The organism is Duganella margarita (genome assembly GCF_009857535.1).
GTDB classification, from domain to species: Bacteria; Pseudomonadota; Gammaproteobacteria; order Burkholderiales; family Burkholderiaceae_D; genus Rugamonas; species Rugamonas margarita.
The window spans coordinates 88,738-101,806 of sequence record NZ_WWCS01000013.1; the positions used below are offsets into that span (position 1 = coordinate 88,738).

Genomic DNA, 13,069 nt, shown 5'->3' on the forward strand with positions numbered 1-13,069 from the left:
CGTCGGTGGAAGGAAAACCAAGGATAGCAATTTAACACGCTGGCGCCACGCCGGAGCGACAGCCTGCAGCCTGTCGCGATGAATGGTCTAATAGCTGGAATGAGTGGTCACCGCTAGCCAGGCGGGAGGGGCCGCACAATATAAAGCTGCCTACACTGGCTGCGGAAGGAGACTGATCCACCTATGAAGCACATAACACTACGCCAGATTAAAATCTTTGAAAGTGTGGCGCGCAACCTGAGTTTTTCTCGCGCGGCGGAGGACTTGCACCTGACCCAGCCGGCCGTGTCGATGCAGATCAAGCAGATGGAGGGACTGGCGGGCTTGCCGCTCTTTCAACACAACGGCAAGCGCATCGCGCTGACCGAGGGCGGCTCGCTGGTGTTGCGCCACTGCCAGGTGATCCTGGCCGATCTGAACGCCGCCGAGCAGTCGCTGGCCGACCTGATGACTGGCGCCGTGCAGCGTCTGCGCGTTGGGCTGATCACGTCCGGCAGCCGCTTCTTCCCGCACATGATTAACGCTTTTCTTCAGCAGCATGCCGGGCTCCAGCTGGACATGCAGGTGCGGCCGCGCGAACAGCTGCTGTCCATGCTGCGCGCCGACCAGCTGGACCTGGCGGTGATGGTGCGTGCGCCGTCCCTGCCCAGTCTGGCCGCAGAACCGTTTGCCGCCAATCCGTTCGTGCTGGTGGCCTCGCCCATGCATCCGCTGGCGGCCGAGCGCGAGATCCCGGTGGCGCGCATCGCCAGCGAATGCCTGCTGGTGCGCGAGAGCGGCACCGACACCCGCATCGTGGCCGACGACATCTTCCTCAGCCTGTCCAATCCGCCGCGCTTCATGGAACTGGGGTGCAGTGAGGCGATCAAGCAATCGGTGATCGCCGGCATGGGCGTCAGCCTGCTTTCGGCGCAGGAGGTGCAGGCCGATGTGCGCGCCGGCTTGCTGACGGTGCTGGCGGTGCAGGGCTTGCCGGTCAAGCGCCAGTGGCATGTGGTGCATTGCGGCGACCGGCCGCTGCCGTCGGTGGCGCGCGGCTTCCGCCAGTTTTTGCTGGACGAGGCGGCGCTGCGGCTGGCGCCGCTGGCCGTGTTGTAAGCGCGTCATGCCAGCGCCTGCCACAGCAACGCCAGGTTGAGGCCGATGATGGCGGCGGTGGCCAGCACCGCCATGGCCGTCAGCTTGCGGCCGGCGGTAAAGCGGCCCATCACCGAGCGGCGCGACGACAGCACCACCAGCGCAATCAGCGGCACCGGCAGCACGATGCTGAGCACGATCTGGCTGTCGATCATGGCGGTCATCGGATTGGCGGTCAGGCACACCAGCACTGCCGGCACCATGGTGATCAGGCGCCGCGCCAGCAGCGGAATGTGGAAGCCGACAAAGCCCTGCATGATGTTCTGGCCGGCCATGGTACCGACCACCGAGCTGGAAATGCCCGACGCCAGCAATGAAATCAGGAACAGCAGCGCGGCGCCGGCGCCCAGCACCGGCGTCAGCGTGTGGTAGGCCACCGTGATGTCGGCGATGCCGGGCGCGGTCTTGCTGAAGGCGCTGGCGGCCATCGCCACCATGGCCATGTTGACCAGGCCGGCCATGCCGAGCGCGATCATCACTTCGCGGTTGGAGAAGCGCACCAGCCGCAGGCGCTGTTCGTCGTTGCGGGCCGGTGCACGGTTCTGCGTCAGGCCGGAATGCAAGTAGATGGAGTGCGGCATGATGGTGGCGCCGACGATGCCCACCGCCAGCATCAGCGCGTCCTTGCCGTGCAGTTCCGGCACCACGCTGTGGAACAGCGCCGCGTGCCAGTCCGGCGGGGTGATGATCATCTCGGCCAGATAGCTGAGACCGATGACGGCGACCAGCGCGCCGATGACGATTTCCAGCGGCCGGAAGCCGGCTTTGTCCAGCGACAGGATGGCGTAGGTGACGATGCCGGTGATCATCAACGCCCAGCCCAGTGCGATATGGAACAGCAGCGAGATGCCGAGCGCGCCGCCCATGAATTCGGCCAGATCGGTGGCCATCGCCGCCACTTCGGACCCCAGCCACATGGCGATCACCACCGGGCGCGGGAACTCGTCGCGGCACAGTTCCGCCAGGCTGCGGCCGGTGATGATGCCGAGCTTGGCCGACATGGCCTGGAACAGCATCGACACCAGGCTGGCCAGCAGCACCACCCACAGCAGCTGATAACCGTAGGTGGAACCGGCCTGGATGTTGGTGGCGAAATTGCCGGGGTCCATATACGCCACCGAGGCGATCACGGCCGGGCCGGCAAACGCCAGCAGCCCGCGCGCGCCGCTCTGGGGATGGTCGAGACTGTCGCGCATGGCGGCGACGGTGGCCTTGCTATCGATGGCGGCAAACATGGGGCGGCTCTCCTGCGGTAGCGTGGTTCAATCCGCCGCGCCCGCTGGTACGGGCGCGGCGGCGGGCGGTGCTGCCGGGGCTTCAGGCCAGCACGTCGCGGCGGTCTTTCAGCTTGTGGATCACGTCGAGCGTGGCGTCGTCCACCTGCAGGTGCTCTTTGACCAGCTGGCGCGGCGTGTTGGCCAGCCATTGCGACAGCGTGACTTCCGAGAAGTGGTCCGACTTGAACAGCTCCAGGAACACCAGGTCGGTGCTGCCGGTATTCTTGACGTAGTGGCCGAGGTTTTTCTCGACGTAACCGACGTCGCCGGGGTTGAAGTCGACCGTCTGCGCCGCCGGGCCGGCGTTGAACACCGTCATGCTGCCCTTGCCCTGGATGAAGTATTGCCACTCATCGGCATCCGGATGCCAGTGCATCTCGCGCAGGCCGCCGGGGCGCAGCGTGACCAGCGCCGCCGCCACCGTTTTGGAGATGGGGAAGTTGCGGGTGTCGATAATCTTCACTTCGCCGCCGGGCTGGCGCAGCGTTGGCGCCATGGCGCCGGTGCGGAAGATGAACGGATGGTCGGGCCGGCCGGCGGATGAGGCGGAATACGCCTGGGCGGCGGCCAGCGGACCGGCGGGTGCGCCCTGGTAAATCCACAGCTGCTCCAGCGGGATGTTCTTGAACTTGTCGGCGGGGATGCCGAAGTTTTGCGCCAGGATGTCGGGCGGCGTGTGCGCCAGCCATTCAGACACCATCAGCGTGTTGAATTCGCCGGCGGCGCCGTTGTCGAAGGCCAGCACGAACTCGCCGCCGTCGGCGCCCAGGCCCTGCAGCGAATGCGGCAGGCCGGGCGGGAAGTACCACAGGTCGCCGGTCTTGACGTCGGCCACTTCGGCGCGGCCCAGGCTGTCGATGGTGGTGATGCGCACCTCGCCACTGACCATGATCGCCCATTCGGCCTGCTGGTGCCAGTGCAGCTCGCGCACGCCGCCCGGGCCGAGGCGCATGTTGACGCCGGCGATGTCCTTGGAAATCGGGAAGGCCTTGGTGGTCACTTCACGGGCCCAGCCGCCGTTCTGGATGCGCTTGTGCGCCAGGTTGAACGAAGCCCATGGAATCGCCATGCCGCCGACGTCGGTCGGCGGCGGATTGGTGAACGACGGCAGCTGGTCGCGCAGCAGCGCATTTTTTGGGCCGGGCTCGGCATTGGCGACGGCGCTGGAGTTGATCGCGCCTTGCAGCGGACGGTCTGGGTTGCCGAATTCGGCGGCTTTGACGGCGGCGGTGGCGCCCAGGGCGACGGCGCCAGCGGCGGCATTGGCGAGGACGCTGCGGCGTTTCAAGTCAGTCATGTTGGTTCTCCTGATATCTGGATGTCGGAATGCACCCGGTCAGGTCATAGTAGGGGCCGCACGCGACAATGAATATTCAGAAATTCTTTGGCGCAGTCATAAGCGTCCTTGATAGTGTTGGCAGGATGGTCACGGCCAGCGCCTATGCTTGCCCGATTGCTTGCTCGATGGCAACGCCTGCGGTATCGTACGAACTTACACCTGACTGGAGCCCGCAATGACCGCAGCAAAACTGGAGATCCCCGAAGCCATCGTCAGCGCCCTGGGCGACTGGGTGCAGCAGACGGCGGAAGCGGCCGTTGCCGGGCCGCGCGAAGCGCTGGCGCGCACTGAAGAAGCATTGCAGGCGGCCCGCGCCGAACTGGCCGATACCACCGCCGCGCGCGACCAGGCCAAAGCGCTGGCCGACGAGCGCGACGAGGAGATTCAACAGCTGATGGCCGAATTGCGCAACGCCCGCAGCATCGCCACCGACGCGCTGGTCGGCAAGGCCAAGGACCAGCTGGCCATTGAAGGCAAGGATGCGCAACTGGCCGACCTGCGCGCGCAGATCGAGCGCAATGTCGCGGCGGCGGCGGCGCTGTCCGACGCCCGGCTGACGGCCGAGATGGAACTGGTGGGGGCGGTCACCGCGCGCGACAACTACGCCGCCGAAATCAAGGAGCTGCGCGCCAGGCTGGCGGCGCGCCATAGTTGATACATTTCGTCATTTTACGTTGACTTGCTTTTAAGTTAATATCCGGTCATGTTCGACCGTAGACGATTCATTCTGGGCAGCGCGCTGGCGCTGGGCATCACACCGGCGCGCGGCGCCACGCTGGTGCGCCATCCGCAATCGGAAGCGGAAGGGCATGGCGACGGCGCCGAGCACTATCCGGTGCGCCTGCTGCGCATGGCGCTGGCGCGCTCCGGCCACGACTACGCGCTGCAACCGACCGCCGTGATGATGCGGCAAAACCGCGCGCTGGCCGAGTTGCAGGCCGGCCGCGTGGTCGACGTGCTGTGGACCATGACTTCGCAGACGCGCGAGCGCGACCTGCTGCCGGTGCGGATTCCGCTCGACATGGGCCTGATCGGCTGGCGCCTGCTGCTGATACGCCGCAGCGACGCCGAGCGCTTCGGCGTCATCCGCCAGGCCGCCGAGTTGCAGGCGCTGGACGCGCTGCAAGGGCACGACTGGCCCGACACCGACATCCTGCGTGCCAACCATTACAAGGTGCAGACCGCGTCCGATTACGCCGGCATGTTCAAGATGCTGGAGTCCGGGCGGGTTGATTATTTTCCGCGCGCCGTGTTTGAAGTCTGGCACGAGGCGGCCGCGTTCGCGCAGCAGGGGCTGATGGTGGCGCCGGGTCTGGCGCTGCACTACCCGAGCGCGTTCTACTTCTTCGTTAAAAAATCCAATACCGCACTGGCGGCGGCCATCCAGCGCGGGCTGGAAAGCATGCTGGCCGATGGCAGCTACGTGCGCCTGTTCCAGGAGTATTTCGGCGAGATGGCGGCGCGCTCGACGCTGGGTGCGCGTCGCGTGTTTGAATTGCGCAATCCGCTGCTGTCGGCCGCCACACCGCTGGACCGGCGCGAACTGTGGTTCCGTCCCCCCGGCCGCAGCCGCTAGGCTTACTTGTTCAGCACCGGCATCACGCCGTTGTTGGGCTCGTCCGACGGCTCGACGTTACCGAAGTAGACCTCAAGATCCTGGGCCGGCTGGAAGTTGCTCAGGTGGACCTGGTAGGTCTTGGCGTCGGTCTTCTTGAAGGCGCCGGGGAAGCACAGGCTGACCAGCTCGGCCGGCGTGCTCTTGACCACATTCAGCGTGAAGTCCTCGATGCCGCGCTTCCATGTATTGCCGGTCTTGAGGATGTAGGAGACCTTGGCGGCGCTCAGGTAACTGTCGGTGCGATCGTTGTTGTGCCTGGCCAGCTTGTGCCAGCTTTTCAGAAAGGCGGCGTCGGCGCAGTACAGCTTGGCGGTCTCGTCATCCATGACGGATTCGCCGGGACCGGCCGAGATGAAGGGCCGGTACTCGTGATGCACCCGCACTACCTTATTGGCCGGGAACTTCTGCTGCCACACATAGTTGACCTGGATCTGCCACGCCGGCGCCATGTCGCCATCCGATCCTTCAGCGATCAGCTTGAGCCTGGTGAGCTGCTGGCGCTGCTGGGCGGTGAACGTCTGCTCCTTGGTGGGCGGGCTGAAGGAAGGGTGATAGGCGATCTGCGCGTCGGTCAGGCCCAGCTTGCGCAGTTGTTCGGTGACGTCTTTCTTGTCCAGCAGCGCTTGCACCACGGTACGGAAGCCGACCGGCTTGCCGTCTACCTTAATCGAGAAGCCGTTGGGCTGGCCGTAGTAGGTATCGTTGGGCTGCTGCGCAGCGGGATAGGCGGGCAGCGGGAAGATGATGGTCTCCTCCACATCCTGCGCCGCCTCGTTGAGGAATTCATAGTCGACGCTGATCAACCGGTGGCTGACGGTGAGCACTTCCTTCTTCATGGCGATGGCATCGGTCTTGCGGAACACAATGCCGCCAGCGCTGACACCGCCGACACCGTCATTGGCGCTGGCGAGGAGGGGGAGCAGGAGGGCGGCTGCCAGGACAGATTTCATATGTGGTGATAATGGCAAAAGTAGAGAAGCGACAATATACCTAAACGCGGCGGAAACCCCGCGCAATTGAACTACACTTTATGGATTGAGCACAGGGGGCATCATGGCGATTTTGACAGTTACCGCACGTGGGCAGGTCACATTGAAAAAAGAGGTGCTGCAACACCTCGGCATCAAGCCTGGCGACAAGATCGAACTCGATTTGCTACCGGATTCCAAAGGACTACTGAAGGCTGCGCAGCCAAGTGGAACAATCGGAGGCTTTGTCGGTTTGCTGGCCGGGCGTACAGAAAAAGTGGCCACGCTGCAGGAGATCAATGACGCGACGGCGCAAGCCTGGGCTGATCGTAAGTGAAAATATCCGTCGACACCAATGTCCTGCTACGCCCCGCCGTGGAGGCTGGGTTACGGATGCTTGAAGCGGGAGGTGATTTCGCCGACGGTGCCATCGCCTACGAGGGGCAATCGCTTGGCGGCGATACTTTTGTTTCTTTCGATAAGAAAGCAGTGTCATTGATTACTGCACAAGGCTTGGCGGCGCGGCATTTATAGGCGTCTCTGATCGGCAGTATGGCAGCGGTGTGCACCATGGGTCGAGCGCTTCGGCAGAGTTTGCGAAATTCTAAACAAATGCCACCCGAAGGTGGCATTGAAGTCTAAGTCGCTGTAGCCGGTCATGGCTCCATAGAAATCGCGTTTATTTCGTTACGCTGCATTTGCCGGCTTGGGCCATTTCCAGCGGTGCGATATCGGTTTTGCCTTGTTGCTCGGTCACCAGTTCAACACCTGCGCCGCCAATGAGCACGCCCATTTTGATGTATTGACGGACGAAGTAATTTTTCCCAGAGTCGACGCTCAGGGTCAGTTCATTTGGCGAGAACTCGGATTCGGTGGAGATCTTGAGGGTTTTACCGCCTGCAACCTCGGTGTAGAAAAACACGTCTGGTGCGCTTTCGCCGAGGCAGTTACCGTCGATAAAGATATCCTTTTTCAGTGCCTTGCCAACAAAGCTGTTCCGGTAAACGTAGAGTCCAGCATTATTCGCGCCAGGGGCAGCGAATTGTTTGGCTTTGGCGGAATCTGCTTGAGGCGCCATGGTCACGGAAGCACAGCCAGTGACGAGGAAAGACATGGCTATGGCAAGAAGAGGAACGTATTTCATATTTATTACCCTAGTGATGAAATCATATATGGCCACGCGAACGGGACTATACTTTTTATTGTAAATTAGCCTTTTGGCAACTCAATTTTGCAATAAATATATCAATTGGGAAACTGGGTGCATAAATGCGCGCAAAGCAAAACGCCAACCTGTATGGGTTGGCGTTTCGTTTAGGACTGTTCTTGGTGGCCCGGGGCGGAATCGAACCACCGACACAAGGATTTTCAATCCTCTGCTCTACCAACTGAGCTACCAGGCCAAGGGCCGCAATTATAGCGACCACTCGCCGGGTTTGGCAAGAGCCTGAATCCATTTTATTGACAGCAACATGATGGAGGGCTAAATTTGGCCAATTAGACAATCTGATCAGACAGGGATGATATGAAGAAGGCGGCTTGGTGGTGGGCGTTGTTGACCGCGGCGGGCGCGGCGCACGGGGCGGAGTTGACGCCGGTGCAGCAGCAGATGCGGTCGATTTACCAGGAACTGGTGGAGACCAATACCACCAATTCGGTCGGCTCCTGCACCGAGGCCGCGCAGAAGATGGCCAGGCGCCTCAAAGCCGGCGGTTTCAAGGACAGCGAACTGCAGATGATCATCCCGCCCGGCGGCCCGCAAAAGGGCAATCTGATCGCGCGCCTGAAGGGCGACGGCAGCAAGAAACCGCTGCTGCTGTTGGCCCACATCGATGTGGTCGAGGCCAAGCGCGAGGACTGGGAGCGCGATCCATTCAAGCTGGTGGAGGAGAACGGCATGTTCTACGCACGCGGCTCATCGGACGATAAGGCCATGGCCGCCGCCTTCGTCAACAATATGCTGCTCTACAAGAAAGAAAAGCTGCCGCTGAAGCGCGACATCATCCTGGCGCTGACCTGCGATGAGGAGCTGGTGCCGTCCAGGTTTGACGGCGCCGAATATCTGGTCAACCATCACCGCGCGCTGATCGACGCCGAGATCGCGCTGAACGAAGGCGGCGGCGGTCTGCTGGACAAGGACGGCAAGCCGGTCCGCCACGGCATCCAGGCCGGCGAAAAGATCTACCAGAGCTTCCAGCTGGAGGTGACCAATCCCGGCGGCCACAGTTCGGCGCCGTTCAAGGACAACGCGATTTATCATCTGGCCGATGGCTTGTCGCGGCTGGGGCAGTTCTCGTTCCCGTTCAAGCTGTCGCCGGTCACGCGCGCCTACTACGAGCGCATGTCGACCATTGAGAAGGGCCAGGTGGCGCAGGACATGAAGGCGATCCTGCAAGATCCGCCGGACCAGGCGGCGCTGGACCGTTTGTATGCGGTAAGCCCGGTCCACAATTCCACCGTGCGCACCACCTGCGTGGCGACCAGGGTCGATGCCGGCCACGCCGACAACGCGCTGCCGCAGCGCGCGCGGGCCACGGTCAATTGCCGCATCCTGCCGGGCGAGCCGATCGCCGAGGTGCAGGCGATCTTGCAGCGCGTGGTGGCCGATGACAAGATCAAGATCACCCGCATCGGCGATGGCGTCGACGGTCCGATGCCGCCCATGACGCCGGTGCTGATGACGGCGGTGGAGGAAATCAGCAACGCCATGTGGCCGGGCGTGCCGGTGGTGCCGACCATGTCCACCGGCGGCACCGATGGCCGCTTCCTCAACAACGCCGGTATCTGGACCTATGGCGTCAGCGGCATGTTCCATGGTCCGGAAGGCAGCGGCGCGCACGGTCTGAATGAACACATCCGCGTGAAGTCGCTGTACGACGGTCAGGAATATCTGTACCGCCTCGGCAAGCGGCTGGCGACGGAATAGGGTGGTATTTGATTGCGATGTGCGTGGCACTGCTGCAACCCGCACAGCGCTGCGGCTAGGGTCTGACCCCGTACGGGGTCAGACCCTTTCGTTTTGGGGTTACTCCGGCACGATGATCCGCCAGCGCCACGGCTTGAGCGTGGACTGGCCTGGTTCGCCGGGCACTTTGTATTTCTGCGGCTGGGCGGTCGGGTTGACGATCACGCGCACATGGTTGGCGCCCTGCTGGCGCTTGAAGGCAAACACCTGCGGGTTGCCGACGTCCAGCAACTGCACCGCGCCGCCGGCCGTGCCGCTCCACAGCGCCGGGTTCTGCTTCTTCAGCGCGTTGAGGCCGGCGAAGAAGCCTTCCAGCTCATAGTTCTTCCAGTCGATCGGATCTTTCTCGAAGAACTCCAGCTTCTTGTCCAGCCGCGATTCCTGGCCGTTGTAGATAAGCGGGATGCCTGGCAGCGTGTAGCTCAGCACCGTCATCGCGCCCCACGCCGGGCCGTATAAATCCTTGTCCGCACCTTCCCACGAGTTGATGTCGTGGTTGTTGGTGAACTGCAGGCGGAAGGCGTCGCGCGGGAAGGCTTTCGGCGGGTTGGTCACGTAGTCGCGCAGCTCGGCGGCGCCGGCTTCGCCTTTGCCGATCTTTTTCATTATGCCGTTCAGCGGCCAGTCGTAGCTGGCGTCGAAGGCTTTGTCGTGCAGCGCCGGATCGTCCGCTTCCGCCAGCATGAACACCGGCTTGATCTTGTCCAGCTGCGCGCGCGCCTGGTCCCAGAACGCGGTCGGCACCATGCCGGCGGCGTCGGCGCGGAAGCCGTCGATGCCTGCGTCCTTGACCCAGAAGGCCATGGCGTTGGTCATGCCCTTCCACAGTTCCTTGTTGTCGTAGTCAAGGCCAACGACGTCGCTCCATTCTTCGGTGCCGCCGGCTTCGTTCTTGAAGGTGACCGAGTAGATTTCCCCCTTGTCGTTTTTCTTGAACCAGTCGGGATGCTGCGTCACCCACGGGTTGTCCCACGCCGTGTGGTTGCCCACCCAGTCGAGGATCACGTGCATGCCCAGCGCGTGCGCCTGCTTGACCAGCTTGCGCAGGTCGTCGACGCTGCCGTAATCCGGGTTGACGGCGGTGTAGTCCTGCACCGCGTAGTAGCTGCCCAGCGTGCCCTTGTGGTTCTTCTGGCCGATCGGATGGATCGGCATCAGCCAGACGATGTCCACGCCCATCTGCTTGAGGCGCGGCAGGCTGGCGGCGACCGCGTTCAGCGTGCCTTCCTTGCTGAACTGGCGCGGGTTGACTTCATACACGTTGGCGCTGCGCGACCACGCCGGGTGTTTCGGCTCGGCGTGGGCGGCGGTGAATAACGTCGCCAGGATCAGCGAGGCGGCAAGCTTTTTCATAGAGTCCCTTATTTCAGCGTGCGTTCAAACAGTTCATAGATGCGGCGGTATTCGTCGTACCACGATTCCGGATGCACGAAGCCGTGACGCTCCAGCGGATACGGCGCCAGTTCCCAGTTGGCCTTTTTCAGTTCGATGAAGCGCTGGGCCATGCGCACCGAGTCCTGGAAGAAGACGTTATCGTCGATCATGCCGTGGGCGATCAGCAGGTTGCCTTTCAGCTTATCGGCGTATTCGATCGGCGACGATACCTTGTACGCTTCCGGGTCCAGCTCCGGCGTATTCAGGATGTTGGCGGTGTATTCGTGGTTGTAGGTGGTCCAGTCGGTGACGGGACGCAGCGCGGCGCCGGACTTGAACTGGTCCGGTGCGCGCAGCAGCGCCATGAAGGTCATGAAGCCGCCGTAGCTGCCGCCGTAGATGCCGACATTTTTAACGTCGCCCTGTTGATTGGCCACCATCCAGTTCAGGCCATCGACGTAGTCTTCCAGTTCCGGGTGACCCATCTGGCGGTAGATCGCGGTGCGCCAGTTGCGGCCATAGCCGAGCGAGGCGCGGTAGTCCATGTCGATCACGATGTAACCCTTCTGCACCAGCAGGTTGTGGAACATCTGTTCGCGGAAATAGACCGGGTAGCGCCTGGTGACGTTTTGCAGGTAGCCGGCGCCGTGCACGAACATCACGACCGGATATTTTTTGCCGGCTTCCAGCGTGGCCGGGCGATACAGCTTGGCCCACACCGGATCGGCGCCGTGGGTCGACGGCACCGGCACGATTTGCGGTTCGATCCATTCGCGTGCCTTGTAGTCGGCGGTGCGGGTGTCGGTCAGCTGGGTGATGGCGCCGCCGCTGCTGCTGACGGTGCCGATCTGCGCCGGCATGTAGGCGGTGGAGTAGCGCACCAGCAGCTTGCGGCCGTCCGGCGACAGCGCGAAGCTTTCGACGCCGCCCAGCGACGTCAGTTCCTTCAGCGCGCCGTCCCTGGTGTTGGTCGAGCAGACTTCATAGGTGCCCGGCAGTTTTGGGTTGCACATGAAGTAGGCGGTCTGGCCGTCGCCCGACCAGGTGACGTTGGACTCTTCCCATTTGCCTGAGGTGAGCGGACGCGCCTTGCCGTCGGCGCTGCGCAGATACAGGTGTGAGTAGCCGCTTTCTTCCGATTCGTACCACAGCGTGCTGTTGTCCTGTTGCCAGCCAAAGTCGTTGCCGCGGTTGTTGACCCAGGCGGCGTCGCTCAGGCGATGCAGCGGTTGCAGCCTGGCGGCGGCCAGGTCGACGGCGGCGATCCAGCGGTCCTTGTTGTCGATGGCTTGCGCCAGCACGGCGACGCGCGCGCCGTTGGCGCTCCAGCGGATCGAGTCTTCGCGGCCTTCGAAGCGCACGGCGCGGTTGCCTTTGATCGGATCGAGTTTCTGCGCGACGCGCATCGCGGCCAGCGGGTCTTCCTTGATGCCGGGCAGGTCGTCCAGCGACAGGTCGGTCACTTTGCGGGTGGCGACTTCAATCAGCTTCAGTTGATGCGCCAGCGGGCCGGCTTCGCTGACGCGCTTGCGCTCTTCGTCGGTTTCTTCGTAGCCGGATTCGGTGACGTATTTCGGCAGCTTGCCGATGCGGCGTTTGTCACCGTCCTTGGCGGCGGTGACCACCAGCAGATAGCGGCCGTCCGGCGACAGCGAGCTGGTTTCGATGGTGACTTTGTCGCCCAGGTAGATCGGCAGCGGCGCGCGGGTGGCGTCGGCGGCGCGGTCGGCGTTGCGCTGGTCGCGGGTGTCGTCCTTGTCCTTCTTCAGTTGCGCCAGCGTGGTGATGAGGCGCAGCTGCATGTCGCGGCGGAAGTCGGCGTCCGGCGCGGCGTCCGGGTCTTTGGCGGTGCGCAGCAGCGCGACCGGCGACACCAGACGTTCGCTGCGGCTCCAGCTGAACCAGTCGCTGCCGACGCGGAACTGTACGTGGTTGCCGTCGGCGGCGTATTGGGCGTCGGAGGCCGGCGTGGTGCCGCGCACGATCTGCGTCAGCGCGCCGGTTTTCAGGTCGCGTTCAAACAGGTCGCCGTTGCGCAGTAGGACGGCGCGGGTGCGTTCGCGGTTGTAGACCGGATCGGCGCTATCGAGGTTGGCCAGCTGTTTTTCGTCCACCAGTTTGGCGGCGCTGCCGGCGATCTGGTAAGTGTCGCGCACGGCGGAGGCGGTGCGTTTTTGCTTGAAGTAGACCTGGCGGCTGTCCCAGCCCCACCAGGCGGATTCCACCGGGTTGCCGATCCAGTCCGGATTGGCCATGGCTTGATCAAGGGTGATGGGCGTTGGTGCGGCGTTGACGGCAGCGGCGTGGGCCGCAATGGCGGTGGCCACAAGTGGCAATACAAAACGCATCGAAGTTTCGCTTGTAGGTTGGGTGAACGGGAGCGCCGGATCG

12 protein-coding genes and 1 tRNA gene are annotated in these 13,069 nt (G+C 63.1%); 6 read left to right on the forward strand and 7 right to left on the reverse strand.

Going from position 1 to position 13,069, the window contains the following annotated elements; genetic code table 11:
• Positions 1-183 precede the first annotated feature (183 nt).
• Positions 184-1,098: a LysR family transcriptional regulator gene (locus GTP55_RS19535; protein WP_161046537.1), complete on the forward strand. Its 915-nt coding sequence runs from the start codon at positions 184-186 to the stop codon at positions 1,096-1,098.
• 5 nt (positions 1,099-1,103) lie between these two features.
• Here GTP55_RS19535 and GTP55_RS19540 read toward each other — a convergent pair whose 3' ends face one another.
• Both GTP55_RS19540 and GTP55_RS19545 read right to left on the reverse strand, forming a co-directional pair.
• Positions 1,104-2,372 (reverse strand): Nramp family divalent metal transporter, encoded by a 1,269-nt coding sequence (locus tag GTP55_RS19540; RefSeq protein WP_161046538.1) that lies wholly within the window; start codon positions 2,370-2,372, stop codon positions 1,104-1,106.
• An 82-nt stretch (positions 2,373-2,454) separates the two neighbouring features.
• Complete coding sequence (locus GTP55_RS19545; RefSeq protein ID WP_161046539.1) at positions 2,455-3,711, reverse strand: cupin domain-containing protein; 1,257 nt, start codon at positions 3,709-3,711, stop codon at positions 2,455-2,457.
• 217 nt (positions 3,712-3,928) lie between these two features.
• On the opposite strand from GTP55_RS19545, the gene GTP55_RS19550 reads away from it, so the two are divergent.
• Positions 3,929-4,408, forward strand: coding sequence for a hypothetical protein (locus tag GTP55_RS19550; RefSeq protein WP_161046540.1), 480 nt, complete (start codon positions 3,929-3,931; stop codon positions 4,406-4,408).
• 48 nt (positions 4,409-4,456) lie between these two features.
• Positions 4,457-5,329 carry a substrate-binding periplasmic protein gene (locus tag GTP55_RS19555; RefSeq protein ID WP_161046541.1) on the forward strand — a complete coding sequence of 291 codons (873 nt, stop codon included), beginning with the start codon at positions 4,457-4,459 and terminating at the stop codon, positions 5,327-5,329.
• A gap of 2 nt (positions 5,330-5,331) precedes the next feature.
• Here GTP55_RS19555 and GTP55_RS19560 read toward each other — a convergent pair whose 3' ends face one another.
• Positions 5,332-6,321: a DUF4424 family protein gene (locus tag GTP55_RS19560; RefSeq protein ID WP_161046542.1), complete on the reverse strand. Its 990-nt coding sequence runs from the start codon at positions 6,319-6,321 to the stop codon at positions 5,332-5,334.
• Between the two features lie 103 nt (positions 6,322-6,424).
• Between GTP55_RS19560 and GTP55_RS19565 the strand changes: the two genes are divergently transcribed.
• Positions 6,425-6,676, forward strand: coding sequence for an AbrB/MazE/SpoVT family DNA-binding domain-containing protein (locus GTP55_RS19565; protein ID WP_161046543.1), 252 nt, complete (start codon positions 6,425-6,427; stop codon positions 6,674-6,676).
• Positions 6,673-6,873, forward strand: coding sequence for a PIN domain-containing protein (locus GTP55_RS19570; RefSeq protein WP_229258059.1), 201 nt, complete (start codon positions 6,673-6,675; stop codon positions 6,871-6,873). The genes GTP55_RS19565 and GTP55_RS19570 overlap by 4 nt, the downstream gene beginning before the upstream one ends.
• A gap of 145 nt (positions 6,874-7,018) precedes the next feature.
• On the opposite strand, the gene GTP55_RS19575 is transcribed toward GTP55_RS19570, so the two are convergent.
• Both GTP55_RS19575 and GTP55_RS19580 read right to left on the reverse strand, forming a co-directional pair.
• On the reverse strand, positions 7,019-7,483 hold the full coding sequence (locus tag GTP55_RS19575) for a DUF2846 domain-containing protein (RefSeq protein WP_161046544.1): 465 nt from the start codon (positions 7,481-7,483) through the stop codon (positions 7,019-7,021).
• 183 nt (positions 7,484-7,666) lie between these two features.
• Positions 7,667-7,742 (reverse strand) — tRNA-Phe (locus tag GTP55_RS19580).
• Between the two features lie 122 nt (positions 7,743-7,864).
• Here GTP55_RS19580 and GTP55_RS19585 point away from each other — a divergent pair.
• The gene (locus GTP55_RS19585) at positions 7,865-9,265 is read left to right on the forward strand and encodes a M20/M25/M40 family metallo-hydrolase (protein ID WP_161046545.1); all 1,401 of its coding nucleotides are present in this window, start codon (positions 7,865-7,867) and stop codon (positions 9,263-9,265) included.
• 99 nt (positions 9,266-9,364) lie between these two features.
• Here GTP55_RS19585 and GTP55_RS19590 read toward each other — a convergent pair whose 3' ends face one another.
• Positions 9,365-10,657 (reverse strand): alpha-amylase family glycosyl hydrolase, encoded by a 1,293-nt coding sequence (locus tag GTP55_RS19590; RefSeq protein ID WP_161046546.1) that lies wholly within the window; start codon positions 10,655-10,657, stop codon positions 9,365-9,367.
• Between the two features lie 8 nt (positions 10,658-10,665).
• Complete coding sequence (locus GTP55_RS19595) at positions 10,666-13,026, reverse strand: S9 family peptidase (protein ID WP_161046547.1); 2,361 nt, start codon at positions 13,024-13,026, stop codon at positions 10,666-10,668.
• Positions 13,027-13,069 lie beyond the last annotated feature (43 nt).